Genomic DNA, 15,909 nt, shown 5'->3' on the forward strand with positions numbered 1-15,909 from the left:
ACATGGCGACGATTGTACTTTCAGCAGTGGGCGCGGCGGTGGGCAGCGCCATTGGCGGCACGTTTCTTGGCCTGTCGATGACGGCGGTGGGCCGGTTCATCGGGGCCACGGCGGGGCGGGCGATTGACCAGCGCCTGATGGGACAGGGGTCTCAGGTGATCGAAGGTGCCCGGATCGACCGGTTCCGCGTCAATCGCGCGGGTGAGGGGGCGGATATTGCCCGTGCCTATGGGCGTATGCGCATGTCGGGACACGTGATCTGGGCCAGCGAGTTTACCGAACATGTGCGCAAGAAATCCAGCGGCGGGGGCGGCGGCAAAGGCGCACCCGCGGGGCCGAAGGTGACGACCAAGAGCTATTGGTATTCGGTGAACCTTGCCATCGCGATCTGCGAGGGCGAGATCAGCAGCGTCGGGCGCATTTGGGCCGATGGGTCAGAGATTGCACCGGATGAATACAATATCCGCGTCTATACCGGGTCCGAGGACCAACTGCCCGATCCCAAGATCGAGGCCATCGAGGGCACGGGGCAGGTCCCGGCCTATCGCGGGACGGCTTATGTCGTGTTCGAGGATCTTGACCTGTCGGATTTCGGCAACCGCGTTGCGCAGTTCAGTTTCGAGGTCACGCGCCCCGTGCAGCCGGATACGCCGGGGGGGCAGAACGAGGTGCCCTATAACCTGCGCGCCGTGGCCTTGATGCCGGGAACCGGGGAATATGCGTTGGCCACCAAGCCGGTGAAATACAAGTTTGGGCCCGGCTCCGCGCGGTTGGCCAATGTCAATTCGCCGTCCGGCAAGAGCGATCTTGAGACTTCGCTCGATCAGTTGCAGGCGGAATGCCCGAATGTGGGCGCGGCCTCGTTGATCGTAAGCTGGTTCGGCGACGATCTGCGGGCGGGACAATGCAGCCTGAAACCCAAGGTCGAGCAGAAAGACTATGACGGCCAGGGGATGAAATGGCGCGTGTCGGGGCTGCAACGGGAAGTGGCCGAGCTGGTCGCACGCGAGAGCGGCACGGACCGGCCGGTCTATGGCGGCACGCCTGCGGATGCCTCGGTTGTCGAGGCGATTCAGGAGATGAATGCGCGTGGACAGGCGGTGATGTTCTACCCCTTCATCCTGATGGAGCAGATGGCGGGCAATGGCCTGCCCGATCCGTGGAGCGATGCGGATGACCAGCCGGTGCTGCCTTGGCGCGGGCGGATCACGACCGCGAAAGCGCCCGGGCAGGCGGGGAGCACGGATGGCACGGCGGCGGCGGAGGCCGAGGTGGCGGCGTTTTTCGGCACGGCAAGCCCGGGGGATTTCGCCATTGGCAATGGGGAAGTGAGCTATTCCGGCCCGGCGGAATGGAGCTATCGGCGCTTCATCCTGCATTACGCGGCGCTGTGTGCGGCGTCGGGCGGCGTGGACAGTTTCTGCATCGGCTCGGAAATGCGGTCTCTGACGCAAATCCGTGGCGCGGGCGGCAGCTTTCCGGCGGTGGCGCAATTGGTGCAACTGGCGGCGGATGTGCGCGCGCTTTTGGGGCCGAATGTAAAGATCGGCTATGCGGCGGATTGGTCGGAATATTTCGGCTATCACCCGCAGGATGGCTCTGGCAATGTGTATTTCCATCTCGACCCGCTGTGGAGCCATGCGGAGATCGATTTTGTCGGCATCGACAATTACATGCAGCTCTCCGATTGGCGCGAGGGCGAGGACCATGCCGATGCGGGGTTTGGCGCGATCTATAACCCCGATTACCTGCGCGGCAATGTGGCCGGGGGCGAGGGCTATGACTGGTATTACCCCAGCCCCGAGGCGCGCGCGGCACAGCGACGGGAGCCGATCACCGATGGCGCGCATGGGGAGCCTTGGGTGTTTCGCTACAAGGACATCAAGGGATGGTGGTCGAACGCGCATCATGAGCGCATCGGCGGTGTCCGGCAGGCCAGCCCGACCGCTTGGGTGCCCGGATCGAAGCCTGTGTGGTTCACCGAATATGGCTGTGCGGCGATCGACAAGGGCACCAACCAGCCCAACAAGTTCCTTGATCCGAAATCCAGCGAAAGCGCGTTGCCACATTATTCCAATGGGCGGCGTGATGAGCTGATCCAGCGGCAGTATCTGCGCGCCTATGCGGAATTCTGGGGCGATCCGACGAATAACCCGGTCTCGGACGAATATGGCGGGCCGATGGTGGACATGGACCGCGCCTTTGTCTGGGCCTGGGATGCGCGACCCTTCCCGTGGTTTCCGGGCAATCGGGAACTCTGGACCGATGGCGGGAATTATGCGCGCGGGCATTGGCTCAATGGCCGGGTGTCGGGCATGTCCCTGGCCGATCTGGTGGGTGAGATCTGCCGCGAGGCGGGGGTGACGGCCTTTGATGTGTCGGAGCTTTATGGCTTTGTGCGCGGTTACGTGGCCAGCGGACAGGGCGAGATGCGCGGGCTGTTGCAGCCCTTGATGCTGCGCTACGGGTTTGACGCGGTGGAGCGCGATGGCGTGTTGCGCTTTGTCATGCGCGACGGGGCGGGGGCGGTTGAGCTCGACGCCGAGCGGCTGTCGCTGCATCCCGATCTCGACGGGGTGCTGACACAGGTCCGCGCGCCGGAGGCCGAGATGGCGGGGCGCGTGCGGCTTGATTTCGTGCGGGCCGAGGGCGATTACGACGCGATCAGCGAAGAGGCGGTGCTGCCCGATGAGGCGACCCATGCGGTGTCGCGTTCGGAGATCCCACTGTCCATGACCCGGGTCGAGGGGCGGCAGACCGTGGAGCGCTGGCTGGCCGAGGCGCGGGTGGCGCGCGAGGTGGCGCGCTTTGCCCTGCCGCCCTCGCAGCTGGAGATCGGGGCGGGGGATGTGGTGTCGCTGTCCGAGGAGACAGGGCGCGCGCTCTACCGGGTGGACAGCGTGGAACTCGGCCGCGAACAGATGATCGAGGCGGTGCGCATCGAACCGGAGGTCTATGACCCGGTGGAGATCGCGGACGATCCCGTGCGGCTGGACAGCTTCGTGCCGCCGGTGCCGGTGCTGCCGCTTTTCATGGACCTGCCGCTGATCACCGGGGACGAGGTGCCCCACGCGCCGCATCTGGCGTTGACGGCCAAGCCATGGCCCGGATCGGTGGCTGTCTATGATGCGCCGCAGGACAGCAATTACGCGCTGAATGACATTTTCGCGGCGCGGGCCACGGTTGGCGTGACACAAACGCCACTGTTCCGGGCCAAACCGGGGCTGATCGACCGGCAGGCGGCGTTGCAGGTGAAGCTGACCACCGGTGCGTTGTCGTCTGTGGATGAGGCGGCGCTGTTGTCAGGGGCGAATCTGGCGGCGATTGGCGATGGCACGCCGGGGGGCTGGGAGCTGTTCCAGTTCCGCGATGCGGTGCTGATCGACGCGGACACCTGGCTCTTGTCGCAGTGTCTGCGCGGGCAGTTGGGCACCGATGCGCTGATGCCCGAGACATGGCCGGTGGGCAGTTATTTCGTGCTGTTCGACGGGACGGCGCAGCAGATCAACCTGGCCTCGTCGGCGCGGCGTATGGCGCGGCATTACCGGATCGGCCCGGCGCGGCGCGGGATCAATGATCCGAGCTATGTGCATGAGGTGCATGCCTTTGATGGCAACGGGCTGCGGCCTCTGTCGCCGGTACATTTGACAGGGCAATGGCAGGGCAGCGATCTTCAGATCAGCTGGATACGGCGAACACGGATCGACGGCGACAGCTGGGATCTGGCCGATGTGCCGCTGGGCGAGGCGCGCGAGGAATATCTGCTGCGGGTGAGTGAAGGCACGGTGGTGAAGCGCGAGGTGACGCTGAGCACGCCGGGGTTTACCTATGACGCGGCGATGCAGGCTGCCGATGGGGTGGGTCCGGGATTCGCGGTGGAGATCGCGCAGGTTTCGGATGTCTACGGGCCGGGGCCGTTTGCCCGGTGGGTGGCCTGATGCGGCCCGTGGGTCATGGGGATGTGACGGCGGCGGCGCGCGCCATGCTCTGCGTGCCGCCCGTTGCCCGGGAATCCTTGTGTCGGCGGATGATCCAGGAGGCGGATTTCGCCGACCGCTTTGTCAAACGCATGGGGCGGCCGCATCGCCATTGGGGCAATGGCACGCTGATGGCGGCGGCGCGCGCGCGGCCTTTGGCGGATGAACCGCATTTGGGCGAAGAGCGCTATTGCCGCTGTCTTGAGACGGTGTTCCGGCTGCTTCTGGAGTGGCGGATGCGGCGCAGAACAGGCGATTTCTTCAAAAGAAATCGGTCCGAAATCTTTTAAAGATTTCGGATTCTGCTATCCATTCGCGCAGGAAATACAGCGCGTGACGGCGGGATCGAATTCCAGCCGTTTCAGCGCGATCTCCTCGCCGCAATCCTCGCAATAGCCGTATTCGTCGGTCTCCAGACGCGCCAGCGCCTGCGTCAGGCGCATCGCCTGCACATCTCGCCGCGCCTGCGTGGCCTTGGCCATGCTCTGGCTGAGCAACGCATCTTGACGGCTGAGCCGCCCGACCGATTGCTGGTCCAGTGTGACCACGGACTGGCCCTCCTGTCCGCGGGCTTTTTCTTCGTCCAGACGCGCGAGCATGTCATGGATCAGCTTGGAAAACCGTTGTTTTTCCGATGTGTTCATGATTTGCGATGGCTCCGATCACCAGAATGCGTTTGGCCTGCGCGTGCTCCGTGTTATATTCGAAGGCCAGACATGATGAATGAGGATGCCATGGCCCTTTCACAGACGCAAACCGGGGCGCAAACCGGGGCGCAGACACAGGCGCAGATTGCCAAGGTCGATCCGGTCTGGGCGCGAATCCTGACCGAAGCGGAACAGGCGATCCATGACGAACCGCTTCTGGGCGGGCTGGTGCATCAGAGCGTGCTGCACCACAAATCGCTGGAACGCGCCATGAGCTACCGTATCTCGCTCAAGCTGGCCTCGGGCGAGATGTCCGACCAGATGCTGCGCGAGATCTGTGACGAGGCGATGGGGGATGACCCGGCGATTGGCCAGGCGATCCGCGCCGATATCGCCGCCGTCTATGACCGCGACCCGGCCTGCCATAGGTTCCTGCAACCGGTACTGTTCTTCAAAGGCTTCCAGGCGGTGCAGGCGTACCGCGTGGGTCATTGGCTCTGGCAACAGGGGCGGCGCGATCTGGCCTATTTCATCCAGATGCGGGTCTCCGAGGTGTTCGGCATCGACATTCACCCCGCCGCGCGCATCGGCAAGGGGATCATGATCGACCACGCCCATTCCATCGTGATCGGTGAAACGGCCGTGGTGGGTGACAATGTCTCGATGCTGCATTCGGTCACGCTGGGCGGGACCGGCAAGGAAGAAGAGGACCGCCACCCCAAGATCGGCGATGGCGTGCTGATCGGCGCGGGTGCCAAGGTGCTGGGCAATATCCGTGTCGGCAATTGCTCTCGCATCGCCGCAGGGTCCGTGGTGCTGTCCGAAGTGCCGCCCTGCAAGACGGTGGCGGGCGTCCCGGCCAAGATCGTCGGCGAGGCGGGCTGTGACCAGCCTGCCATGACCATGGATCAGATTCTGAAATCAGGTGCCTGACACGTCCCGGGCGCTGCAAGAACAAAGCGCGCCGGGTTGATCGCAAACAGCGGCGCGCAGGAAAGGGACCATGCCCTTTGAGGGACACTTCCTGACGCTTTGGGCCGAGGCGGCTTTGCACAGCCTTGGATTTTTCTGGATGGCGTTCTGGGCCTTTGGCCTGGGCTATTCCATCAGCGCGGCGATCCAGGTCTTTACCTCGCGCGCGGCGATGAGCCGGACCATGGGCGGACGCGGACTGCGGCCCGTGGTGCTGGGTACGTTTTTCGGTTTTGTCTCGTCGTCCTGCAGCTTTGCCGCGCTGGCCGCGACGCGGTCCTTTCTGGCCAAGGGCGCGGGGCTGGTGCCGTCACTGGCCTTTCTTCTGGCCTCAACCAACCTTGTGATCGAACTGGGCATTGTCATCTCGGTCTTTCTGTCCTGGCATTTCGTGGTGGGTGAATATGTTGGCGGGCTGATCCTGATCGGGGTGATGTGGGGCGTGGTGCGGGCCACGCGGCCGGACAGCCTTGTGCGCCAGCTGCGTGACCGGCTTGAAGCGGGCGGCGATGACGATCCCTGGCCGCTTTCGGCGCTGTGGCGCGCGCCCCGGGTGTGGGCCGATCTGGCACAGGCTTATATCGGCGAATGGCAGATGGTCTGGAAGGACGTGACCATCGGCTTCACCGTGGCCGGGATCATCGCGGCCTTTGTGCCCGGTGAGTTCTTTGTCTGGCTGTTCCCAGGCACCGGGGGCGACAGCGCGCCGGGCTTTGGCGAGGTGCTGGCCCAGACCATCATCGGGCCGGTGGCGGCTTTCTTCACCTTTATCGGCTCGATGGGGAATATTCCGCTGGCCGGGCTACTCTATGCCAACGGGGTAAGCGTGGCGGGGATCATGGCCTTTATCTTCTCGGATCTGATCGTGTTGCCCGTATTGCGGGTGAATGCGCAGTTCTATGGCTGGCGCATGGCGCTTTATATTGCCGGGGTCTTCCTGATCGCGCTGATCGTGACCGCTCTGGCCATCCATTACGGGTTCTGGGCGCTGGGGCTGGCCCCCGAGGCGGTGACGCGCGGGCTGCCCGCGCCGGAAAGCCGCTTTGCGCTGGATTATACCTTCTGGTTGAATCTGGGCTTTGCCGCCATCAGCCTTGGCGCGTTTGTGCTGGCACAGCGGGCGGGGCATGGCGGCCATGATCACGACCATGATCACGGCTCCGGGACTGCGGATCATGTGCTGCGGGCACTGGCGCTGCTGTCCCTGGCCTGGTTGCTCGCCGGGGGCGTTCTGGCGCTTTGGGGATAATGCGCAGGGGCGGCCAGGAACATGTGCGCTGGCCAGCACCTGTCTGATCCGTCAACCCTTGCTTCGTTGCAGCATTCCGAACAGGTCGCGCGGATCATCCGGATCCGCCAGCAGATCGAGATCGGCGTATAGATCAGTGCCGCGAATGGCGTCGCGGACATAGCGGAGCGCGCTGAAGTCCTCGATGGCAAACCCCACGGAGTCGAACAGTGTCACCTGCCGCGCATCGCGGCGGCCCTGTGCGGTCCCGGTGATCACCTTCCACAACTCGGTAAAGGGGTGATCGGCGGGCATTTGCTGTAGCTCGCCCTCGATCCGGGTCTGCTCGGGATATTCCACGAACATATCGGCACGCGCCACGATGCCCGGATGCAGTTCCGTCTTGCCGGGGCAGTCGCCGCCGATCGCGTTGATATGCACGCCCGCGCCGACCATGTTGTCGGTCAGGATCGTGGCGTTGGCCTTGTCCGCCGTGCAGGTGGTGAGAATCTGCGCGCCCTCGATGGCCTCTTCGGCGGAGGTGCAGGAGATCACGGTCAGCCCCGATCCCGCGAGATTGCGCGCGGCTTTGGCGGTGGCTTTCGGGTCGATGTCATAGAGCTTGACCGTCTTGATCCCCACAAGCGCTTTCATGGCGAGGCTCTGAAACTCCGCCTGTGCGCCATTGCCGATCATCGCCATGGTCGTGGCCCCTTTGGGCGCGAGGTATTTCGCCGCCATGGCCGAGGTCGCTGCCGTGCGCATCGCGGTCAGCATGGTCATTTCCGTGAGCAGCACCGGATAGCCCGTATAGACATCGGCCAGAAGGCCAAAGGCAGTCACGGTCTGCAGCCCCTCGCGGGTGTTCTTGGGGTGGCCATTGACATATTTGAAGCCATAAGCCTCCCCATCCGAGGTGGGCATCAGTTCGATCACCCCCACATCGGAATGGGACGCCACGCGCGGGGTCTTGTCGAACAGCTCCCAGCGGCGGAAATCATCTTCGATATAGGCGGCCAGGTCGCGCAGCATCGGCTCCACGCCGATATGATGGATCAGCTGCATCATGTTGTCGACCGAGACAAAAGGCACCAGCGCCTTGTCCGAGGGCATGAGCTCAGAGGGTCGGAGCGGTTTCATGGGCATCTCCATCACGCAAAGGCCCGGGTCGGGCGGTCAAAGACACGGCGGCCAAGGGCCGAGGCGGCGAGGTCCACCATCGCCTGTGCCGTGCGGCCGCGCTCATCGAGAAAGGGGTTCAGTTCCACCAGATCGAGCGAAGTCATAAGCCCGCTGTCGCAAATCATCTCCATGACCAGATGCGCTTCGCGGATCGTGGCGCCGCCGGGCACGGTGGTGCCAACGGCGGGGGCGATGGTCGGGTCGAGGAAATCCACGTCCAGCGAGACATGCAGGAAACCATTGGCGGCGGCGACCTTGTCCAGGAAGGCGGCCAGCGGTGTGGCAATGCCGGTCTCGTCGATCTCGCGCATGTCGTGGCAGGAAATCTGCGTCTCCTGCAACATCGCCTTTTCCGGCGCGTCGACCGAACGTAACCCGATCATGCAGATATTCTCTTCGGGCACCGGCGCGGGCACCGCGGGAAAACCGGGAAAGCCCTTGCGCCCCGCCGCATAGGCCACCGGCGTGCCGTGCAGGTTGCCGGATTCGGTGGTCTCTGCCGTGTTGAAATCGCTATGCGCATCCAGCCAGAGCACGAATTGCGGGCGGTTCTGTTCGGCGGCATAGGCGGCGACGCCAGTCACGCTGCCCATGGACAGCGCGTGATCGCCGCCGAGGAAAATCGGCAGCCCGCGCGCCATCGACTCCCGGGCGACACGCATCAGCCGATGGGTCCAGCCAATGGTCTCGCGCGGGGCGTAGAGCCGTGTGTCGCCGCTGTCGGGCTCATGCGCGGCGGGCGTCAGGTTGCCCAGATCCTCGACCTTGTGGCCCAGATTGGCCAGTTCGCGGCCCAGCCCGGCGGTGCGATAGGCATCGGGCCCCATGAGACAGCCCATGCGGCGTTTGCCGCAATCCATCGGCGCGCCGACAAGGATACAGGTTTTCCGGGTCATGTGAGTCTCCAAAACGATATGGCACGATCATTTCCGCAGAAGCGGTTGTCTGTAAGCGGCCAAAGTGATCATATCGGAACCAATTAATGCAATTCGAAGGCTTTATACTCCGAAATGGATAGTTCCGACCAAAAACTCATCGCCGCGCTGCGCCACAATGCGCGCGCCTCGCTGTCTGATCTTGCGGCGCAGCTTAGCCTGTCACGCACCACGGTCAGGGCACGCATCGAACGGTTGCAGCAGCGCGGTGAGATCGTGGGATTTACCGTCGTGCTCAAGGGCGATACCGCCACCGATCCGGTGCGGGGTTTGATGATGATCGGGATCGAAGGGCGCGGCACCGACCGTATCCTGCGCCAGCTTCAGGGCCTGCCCGAGGTGCGTGCGCTGCATTCCACAAACGGGCGCTGGGACGTGATCGCCGAGATCGGCACCGACACGCTGGAAAGCTTTGACGCGGTGCTGGCGCGCATTCGTCGGTTTGACGGGGTAGCGCATTCGGAAACCAGCCTGCTTCTGTCCACCAAGAAATCCGGCTGACGCCGCGGCTTTGATCCGGGTCATGGAAAGAGCGGTCGCGCGCCCCTAGCTTTGGATCAGACGCAGATAAGGAGCGCCACGCCATGCTGTCCAACCGCATCGATCTTTTCACCATTCTGGGCTTTCGGGTCAGCGTGGACCTGTCCTGGACCGTGTTGGCGGTGCTGGTGACATGGTCGCTGGCCACCGGCTACTTCCCGGAAGCCGTCGAGGGCATTCGCCCCAACGCTGCCTGGTGGCTGGGGGCGATCGGGGCGCTGGGGCTATTTGCCTCGATCATCCTGCATGAGTTGGCGCATTCCGTGGTGGCGCGGCGGTTTGACATCCCGATCCGTGGCATCACGCTGTTCATCTTTGGCGGCGTGGCCGAGATGGAGCGTGAACCGCCCAGCGCCAAATCCGAGTTCTACATGGCCATCGCGGGTCCGATCATGAGCTATGTGCTGGCGGCGCTGTTCTATGTCGTTGCGGGCGCGGTGCCGGGTGAGCTGGGCACGGCGCTGTTTGTCTATCTGGCCGTGATCAATTTCATCCTCGCCACGTTCAACCTCGTCCCTGCCTTCCCATTGGATGGGGGGCGGGTATTCCGCGCGGCGATGTGGTGGAAAACCGGCGATTTCGCCCGCGCCACGCGGATGGGCGCGGCGCTGGGGCGGACATTCGGCATGGTGCTGATCGCGCTGGGGCTGTTCAGCCTGATTTCCGGCAATGCCATCGGCGGGATGTGGCAGGCGCTTTTGGGGTTCTTCATCATCACCGCGTCGCGGTCATCGGAAATGCAGATGGTCATGAAAACCGGGCTGGAGGGCGTCCGCGTGGGTCAGATCATGTTGCGCGACGTAGTGACCATCCCGTCAGATACGCCGCTGGACGAAGCGGTCGAGGCCTATTTCTACACCAGCCATCACAGCGCCTATCCGGTGGTGCGGGGCGCGCGGGTGCTTGGCACGCTCCGGTCCGAAGATATCGGCCGGGTGGCGCGCGAGGACCGCGCCACGACGCGCGCGGTGGATGTGGTGAACCCGCAGGGCCGGGTGGGACAGGTGGACCCGGACATGCCGGTGCTCGACGCGATCCGCCTCATGCAGGAACGCGGCAGCGGGCGGTTGCTTGTGGTAGGGCGGGATGGCGCGCTTGTCGGGCTTTTGACCATGCGCGACATCCTCGATTACCTGTCGGTGCGTCAGCAACTGGACGCGTGACAGATCAATCGCGTTTCAGCGCCGCCATGGCCCAGATCACCGCCAGCCCGAGCGAGGCGAAGGCATTGTAATTCGCCATGGTCAGGCCAAAGAGGAACGGCTCGAAACTGTCACACAGCACCAGCGCCGGTCCTTCACTGGCCCCGGGCAGGAGCGCATCGCCGCCAAGACCGCCCAGATCTTCACTGCCGCCGGTGCAGCTGTCGGGGCCTGCCCACCATTTGCGCTCGACGCCGCTGTGATAGACGCCGATACCCGCGGTGGTCAGCGCCGACAGCCCGCCGAGGAGAGGCATCATCGGGCCGGATATGGCCAGCGCCGCGCCGCCGAACACAACCGCCGCCGCATGCGGCCAGCGTTGCCACAGGCACATGGCGCAGGGTGCCCAGCCAAGGGCCTGAAAGAAAAAGGCAGCGGCCAGCAGGGCAAGCGAGCCCCCGGCGGCAAGAATGATGAGAAATTGGCGTGTCACGGGCATCTTGTCCTGATGTTTCTGTGCGATGCTGTATGGGCTGCGCATGAGTGCTGCGCAAGGTCTCAAAACCGCGTGAAGTATAGGGCTAAACGCCGAGCCAGGCCTTGATCAGGCTCAACAGAGTGGCACCCGCAAAGATCAGCGACGCGATCCATGCGCTGCCCAGCACGATCCCGAGCAGGGTGAGAATGCCGTCGCGCTCCAAAAGCCCCATGGCCACCACAACGACCGCAAAGCCGGGCACGGTATTGGTGGCGGGCAGGGGCACCATGATGGAGGCGCTGAACAGCACAAGCGCCAGACCGACTAGCCGGTCGGCCGGGGCGCGGGTCAGCACGCCCAGTCTTGGATGGCTGATCGCTTCGATCCGGCGCAGCCACGGCCGGGCGCGATTGGCAAGACTGACAAGACCGGGTTTGCTCACTTCGCGCGCGCCCAGGCGGACCGGAAGCCACGGCGCGCGCCGACCAAGCGCGATCTGCGCCGAGATGAACATCAGCGGCAGCGACACGATCTGTGGAATGCCATAGAGAAACGGTATACAGCAGGGCAGGGCGAGGATCAGCAGGAACAGGCCAAAGGCCCGCTCGTTCAGATGCTGCATGATCCAGTCAAGCGTTACGCCCTCCTCTGGTGCCTCGGCCACCAGATGATCGAGCCGATCCGAGATCGTCATGTCCTGTGAAACATGGACCGTCATTCTGCGGGTCTCCTTACGCCATCGGGCGCATTGTGGGTCCCGGCAAAGCACGGGGATCAATCGGCGGATAGCAAATCAAGCGCGCTGATTCCAGCGCTTGGGTGTCCGTATCGGGGGGCAAAACGCGATGTCCCGGCTCCGGGCAAATATCGCCGTCGGCCCCGCTTGCGGGCGTCCAAATTGCGGTGTAGGACAGACCCGTGCCCAAGTGGCGGAATGGTAGACGCAGGGGATTCAAAATCCCCCGATGGCGACATCGTGTGGGTTCGAGTCCCACCTTGGGCACCAGTTCCGCGATTTCTCTCAAATTTCATCTATCTGGCGCGGCGGTGTTAACGCGTTGTTAAGACATGCGCGATTCGCGCCAATCCGGTGCCGGTGTTTTTTCATTTCGGTGTTCAATTACCCAAGCTTCGGCCTATTGGTTCTGCTTCGGACACGATCAATGACCGCAACCTGCCACAGTTGAGGCCTCAACAATAAGGCCGAAAGGCGGCGAAAATTGGGTAGAGAAACGCTTTCATTTTCTCGCCTTGGTTGTGTGTGTTTTTTTAAGTTTTTGAAAAAAAACAATTAACGATTCCGGTTTCTTACGGATTTCACCGTGATTCCACTGCCCAAATTCACGGCTCCGAAAGCTATGTGCCTCATTTAAGACGTTTTTTCTGACAATTTCTCCTTTGTTTGAGCCAATCACCGCCATAATCTAACCCTTGCCCAACTGGGGGGTGAAGTCTGTTGGCCACGGGGGCGGCCGCTGAACCGTTGCGTGTCTGAAAAACGCAAAGGGACCTGAGGTGAAGTGCGTTTCGCATTTCACCGGACGCCGACGCGTGTCGTTTCGGTGTCCCGGCTCCTTTTGTCTGAAACCAGCCTCGCAGCATATGGAATGGCGGTACGTGAACCGAATGCGCCCAAGCGCGCGGCTCCGTCCCGGAACGAAAGTAGAAGGTGCGTTATGCCTGATTTATTTCTGAACTGGGGCGACCTGGGTCCTTATGGAAGCGCGGTGGTGTCCGGCGCGACAGATACAGGTGGCGTCAACGTTGCCGTAAGCGTGGCGGGTGTAACCGAGGGCGACGAAGGGTTCACCGTTACAAATGAATTTTACACCGAGACCGGCGAGCCGTTTAACCCGACGTCGAGCCTGAAACTCTTGAGCGACTCGCTCGAGGACCCGTCCGGCGGGACAAACAATGTCTCAACCACCGTGTTTGAGTTCTCTTCTGCCGATGCAGCCTATGACGACAGCGTGCAAAACGTGTCATTCCGTATCAACGACATTGATGCCGGTGTGGACGATTTCGGCGATGGCTCGACCGATTCCTATGCCGATGTCGTGACAGTGCGCGCCTATGACGCCGACGGCAACGAGATCCCGGTCACCTTTACCGCGGGCAGCGGTGTTGACGTCAGCGGCAACACCCTGACCGGCACGACCCAGACCCAGCTCCTTGATGGTGAGGGCTCTGTCCTTGTCGAGATTGCCGGGCCGGTCGCACGGATCGAGATCGATTACGACAACGGCGGCAATGGCGAATCCTTTGTCGATGTATCGGATGTGCATTTTTCCACGATGGACGCGGTGAATTCCGATCCCGTCGCCGGCGATGATGCCGCCTCGACCGATGTGGATGTGGTTCTGAACAATATCGACGTGCTTGGAAATGACAGCGATCCAGATGGTGACCCTCTGACCGTGACCAGCGCGGCTGCGCCGAATGGCACTGTGACGATCAATGCTGACGGTACGCTGAATTATGCGCCGGATCCGGGCTTTGTCGGCGAGGATACGATCTCCTACACCATTGATGACGGCAATGGCGGGACCGCGTCCGCAAATGTGATCGTCGCGGTGGACCCGGTGCTGGACGGAATTGTCGAGGGCACGCCGGATGGCGATCTGATCGATACCGGCTATACCGGCGATCCCGAAGGCGACATGGTCGACAATGACGACAATATCTTTTCGACCGATCCCGATGACTCCAACGACGATATCATCCAGGCCGGCGGCGGCGACGACACGATTGACGGCGGCGAAGGCAGCGATTCCGCTGATGGTGGCGACGGCAATGACGTGATTGATCTGGCCGGGACGCCTCCGGCGATTGACGTACCGACTTTCCCGGGCGTTCCCGTGGATGCCGATCCCGAGGATGATCGCGACCTGGCCATCGGCGGGCTTGGTGACGACACGATCCTGACCGGAGATGACCGCGACACGATCGATGGCGGGGATGGCAATGATGTCATCGAATCCGGTATTGACGATGACCTTGTCACGGGCGGCGCTGGCAATGACAGCATCACCGACACCCAGGGGGCCGATACGATCGACGGCGGGGACGGGGACGATACGATTGTCGCCGGGATCGACACCTTCTCCGACTATGTTGGCGATGACCCAAATCTGCCGATTGGCACGATCCTGTCCGACCCCAACACAGATGACGGTCGCGACCTTGTTTCCGGCGGGGCGGGTAATGACTCGATCCTGACCGGGGACGATTCAGATACCGTGCTTGGCGGTACGGGCAATGATACCATCGACGGTGGTATCGACGATGACGAGATCGACGGCGGTGACGGCGCCGATTCCATCATCGGCGGCCATGGCTCGGATAGCATCCTGGGGGGCGCAGGCGATGACAGCATCGATGCCAGCGCAGCCACCAGCCCGACCGACTTTACCAATGAGCCGGATGCAACCGATCCGGTGCCGGACAACGACCGCGACCTGGTCGATGGTGGCGCGGGTAATGACACGATCTTTGGCGGCGACGACGACGATACCCTGTTTGGCGGGATCGGAGACGACGTGCTCGATGGTGGCATCGACGAAGACAGCCTAATTGGCGGGGACGGGGCCGATACCCTGATCGGCGGCGATGGTGCCGATACGATTGACGGCGGCGACGGGCGTGACATGATCATTGGCGCCGATGTGGGCGACGTGGTCGATGGTGGATCGGGTCCCGCGGGGACCAATCCGGCTGATGGCCTGCCCTATGACTACGATACTCTGGATCTGCGCGGCTCCGCGCCGACCGGTGGCTCGCTCCGCGTCACCTATACCTCTGCCGACCGCGAAGACGGGACGGTCGAGTTCTTTGACGCCTCCGGCGCTTCGACCGGGACGATGAGTTTTGAGGATATCGAGAACATCGTGCCGTGCTTTACACCGGGCACCACCATCGCCACGCCGATGGGCGAGCGTCTGGTCGAGGATCTGCGCGAAGGCGACCGGGTGATCACCCGCGACAATGGTCTGCAGGAGATCCGTTGGATCGGCCGCAAGGAACTCACCGGGCATCAGCTGGCGCGTGCGCCGCATCTGCGCCCCGTGCTGATCCAGGCGGGCAGCCTTGGCCCGAACCTGCCCGAGCATGACATCCTGGTCAGCCCGCAGCACCGGATGCTGATCAACAACGACCGGTCGGCGCTCTATTTCGAAGAGCGCGAGGTTCTGGCCGCGGCCAAGCACCTGACCGACCTGGACGGGGTGGACGAGGTGGGCACGCTTGGTGTCACCTATATCCACTTCATGTTCGATCAGCACGAAGTGGTCCTGTCCAACGGTGTCTGGAGCGAAAGCTTCCAGCCCGGTGATCAGACCATGGACGGTATGGGTGACGCGCAACGCGCAGAGATCTTCGAGCTGTTCCCGGAGCTGAAAACCGAGGACGGTCTCAAGGATTATGCGGCGGCCCGCCGGTCACTCAAGAAGCACGAAGCCAAGCTTCTGGTTCGCTGATCCTCTGAAACAACCGAATATGCAGCCCATGCGCCCCTCTTGATAAGAGAGGGTCGCATGTGATCGGCCGGAGGCGTGGTAGCGCCTCTGGCCGATCTGGTTTTGCCGTGGTTTTGCCACAATGTTTTGACGTCGTTCTGCGGTGCAGCACACGTAAGACGGGTGCGGTGGGGTATTGCTGAACTCACGGTTAAGCGGCGATCATGGAAGTATCTGAAAATTAATAAAACTTTTAAGTTTCACCTTGGGAAACGTATTGTTTCGCCTTTTGGTGGAAATGCCGCTTTTGTGCTCGGCTGCGCCTGCATTTTTCACTGCCTTGCCCCGTTTTGA

At 62.8% G+C, this 15,909-nt stretch carries 14 protein-coding genes and 1 tRNA gene; 9 read left to right on the forward strand and 6 right to left on the reverse strand.

The window, feature by feature from the left end:
- The first annotated feature begins 2 nt into the window (after positions 1-2).
- Both PGB28_RS15330 and PGB28_RS15335 read left to right on the forward strand, forming a co-directional pair.
- Positions 3-3,938 (forward strand): baseplate multidomain protein megatron, encoded by a 3,936-nt coding sequence (locus tag PGB28_RS15330; protein WP_271422398.1) that lies wholly within the window; start codon positions 3-5, stop codon positions 3,936-3,938.
- Positions 3,938-4,267 (forward strand): DUF7742 family protein, encoded by a 330-nt coding sequence (locus PGB28_RS15335; protein WP_271422399.1) that lies wholly within the window; start codon positions 3,938-3,940, stop codon positions 4,265-4,267. Before PGB28_RS15330 ends, PGB28_RS15335 begins: the two co-directional genes overlap by 1 nt.
- Positions 4,268-4,282: 15 nt before the next feature.
- Here the strand turns inward: PGB28_RS15335 and PGB28_RS15340 are convergent, their stop codons facing one another.
- The gene (locus PGB28_RS15340; protein ID WP_271422400.1) at positions 4,283-4,621 is read right to left on the reverse strand and encodes a TraR/DksA family transcriptional regulator; all 339 of its coding nucleotides are present in this window, start codon (positions 4,619-4,621) and stop codon (positions 4,283-4,285) included.
- 90 nt (positions 4,622-4,711) lie between these two features.
- On the opposite strand from PGB28_RS15340, the gene cysE reads away from it, so the two are divergent.
- Positions 4,712-5,557, forward strand: coding sequence for a serine O-acetyltransferase (gene cysE / locus PGB28_RS15345; protein ID WP_271422401.1), 846 nt, complete (start codon positions 4,712-4,714; stop codon positions 5,555-5,557).
- A 70-nt stretch (positions 5,558-5,627) separates the two neighbouring features.
- A complete protein-coding gene (locus PGB28_RS15350; protein ID WP_271422402.1) occupies positions 5,628-6,845 on the forward strand; it encodes a permease in 1,218 nt (405 codons plus the stop codon).
- A gap of 51 nt (positions 6,846-6,896) precedes the next feature.
- Here the strand turns inward: PGB28_RS15350 and PGB28_RS15355 are convergent, their stop codons facing one another.
- Both PGB28_RS15355 and rocF read right to left on the reverse strand, forming a co-directional pair.
- On the reverse strand, positions 6,897-7,964 hold the full coding sequence (locus PGB28_RS15355) for an ornithine cyclodeaminase (RefSeq protein WP_271422403.1): 1,068 nt from the start codon (positions 7,962-7,964) through the stop codon (positions 6,897-6,899).
- An 11-nt stretch (positions 7,965-7,975) separates the two neighbouring features.
- On the reverse strand, positions 7,976-8,902 hold the full coding sequence (gene rocF / locus PGB28_RS15360) for an arginase (RefSeq protein WP_271422404.1): 927 nt from the start codon (positions 8,900-8,902) through the stop codon (positions 7,976-7,978).
- A gap of 114 nt (positions 8,903-9,016) precedes the next feature.
- Between rocF and PGB28_RS15365 the strand changes: the two genes are divergently transcribed.
- Positions 9,017-9,442 carry an Lrp/AsnC family transcriptional regulator gene (locus PGB28_RS15365; RefSeq protein ID WP_271422405.1) on the forward strand — a complete coding sequence of 142 codons (426 nt, stop codon included), beginning with the start codon at positions 9,017-9,019 and terminating at the stop codon, positions 9,440-9,442.
- An 83-nt stretch (positions 9,443-9,525) separates the two neighbouring features.
- The gene (locus tag PGB28_RS15370) at positions 9,526-10,644 is read left to right on the forward strand and encodes a site-2 protease family protein (RefSeq protein ID WP_271422406.1); all 1,119 of its coding nucleotides are present in this window, start codon (positions 9,526-9,528) and stop codon (positions 10,642-10,644) included.
- 4 nt (positions 10,645-10,648) lie between these two features.
- Here PGB28_RS15370 and PGB28_RS15375 read toward each other — a convergent pair whose 3' ends face one another.
- Entirely contained in the window at positions 10,649-11,122 is a 474-nt protein-coding gene (locus PGB28_RS15375) for a disulfide bond formation protein B (protein WP_271422435.1), read from the reverse strand.
- 82 nt (positions 11,123-11,204) lie between these two features.
- Positions 11,205-11,819 (reverse strand): exopolysaccharide biosynthesis protein, encoded by a 615-nt coding sequence (locus PGB28_RS15380; protein WP_271422407.1) that lies wholly within the window; start codon positions 11,817-11,819, stop codon positions 11,205-11,207.
- Between the two features lie 202 nt (positions 11,820-12,021).
- On the opposite strand from PGB28_RS15380, the gene PGB28_RS15385 reads away from it, so the two are divergent.
- Positions 12,022-12,107 (forward strand) — tRNA-Leu (locus PGB28_RS15385).
- 232 nt (positions 12,108-12,339) lie between these two features.
- Here the strand turns inward: PGB28_RS15385 and PGB28_RS15390 are convergent.
- Positions 12,340-12,522 (reverse strand): hypothetical protein, encoded by a 183-nt coding sequence (locus PGB28_RS15390; RefSeq protein WP_271422408.1) that lies wholly within the window; start codon positions 12,520-12,522, stop codon positions 12,340-12,342.
- 255 nt (positions 12,523-12,777) lie between these two features.
- Here PGB28_RS15390 and PGB28_RS15395 point away from each other — a divergent pair, with 255 nt between their 5' ends.
- Positions 12,778-15,576, forward strand: a complete 2,799-nt coding sequence (locus PGB28_RS15395; protein WP_271422409.1) for a Hint domain-containing protein — start codon at positions 12,778-12,780, stop codon at positions 15,574-15,576.
- Between the two features lie 75 nt (positions 15,577-15,651).
- Positions 15,652-15,909, forward strand: a complete 258-nt coding sequence (locus tag PGB28_RS15400; RefSeq protein ID WP_271422410.1) for a hypothetical protein — start codon at positions 15,652-15,654, stop codon at positions 15,907-15,909.

Origin of the sequence: Primorskyibacter aestuariivivens (assembly GCF_028023675.1) — a bacterium.
Lineage (GTDB): Bacteria > Pseudomonadota > Alphaproteobacteria > Rhodobacterales > Rhodobacteraceae > Marinovum > Marinovum aestuariivivens.

Bases quoted from the DNA above. Each gene is read 5' to 3' on its own strand.
- PGB28_RS15340 (WP_271422400.1), bottom strand. From the start codon at position 4,621: ATGAACACATCGGAAAAACAACGGTTTTCCAAGCTGATCCATGACATG.
- PGB28_RS15370 (WP_271422406.1), top strand. From the start codon at position 9,526: ATGCTGTCCAACCGCATCGATCTTTTCACCATTCTGGGCTTTCGGGTC.
- PGB28_RS15335 (WP_271422399.1), top strand. From the start codon at position 3,938: ATGCGGCCCGTGGGTCATGGGGATGTGACGGCGGCGGCGCGCGCCATG.
- PGB28_RS15365 (WP_271422405.1), top strand. From the start codon at position 9,017: ATGGATAGTTCCGACCAAAAACTCATCGCCGCGCTGCGCCACAATGCG.
- PGB28_RS15380 (WP_271422407.1), bottom strand. From the start codon at position 11,819: ATGACGGTCCATGTTTCACAGGACATGACGATCTCGGATCGGCTCGAT.
- rocF (WP_271422404.1), bottom strand. From the start codon at position 8,902: ATGACCCGGAAAACCTGTATCCTTGTCGGCGCGCCGATGGATTGCGGC.
- PGB28_RS15375 (WP_271422435.1), bottom strand. From the start codon at position 11,122: ATGCCCGTGACACGCCAATTTCTCATCATTCTTGCCGCCGGGGGCTCG.
- PGB28_RS15355 (WP_271422403.1), bottom strand. From the start codon at position 7,964: ATGAAACCGCTCCGACCCTCTGAGCTCATGCCCTCGGACAAGGCGCTG.
- cysE (WP_271422401.1), top strand. From the start codon at position 4,712: ATGGCCCTTTCACAGACGCAAACCGGGGCGCAAACCGGGGCGCAGACA.
- PGB28_RS15350 (WP_271422402.1), top strand. From the start codon at position 5,628: ATGCCCTTTGAGGGACACTTCCTGACGCTTTGGGCCGAGGCGGCTTTG.
- PGB28_RS15395 (WP_271422409.1), top strand. From the start codon at position 12,778: ATGCCTGATTTATTTCTGAACTGGGGCGACCTGGGTCCTTATGGAAGC.
- PGB28_RS15390 (WP_271422408.1), bottom strand. From the start codon at position 12,522: ATGGCGGTGATTGGCTCAAACAAAGGAGAAATTGTCAGAAAAAACGTC.
- PGB28_RS15330 (WP_271422398.1), top strand. From the start codon at position 3: ATGGCGACGATTGTACTTTCAGCAGTGGGCGCGGCGGTGGGCAGCGCC.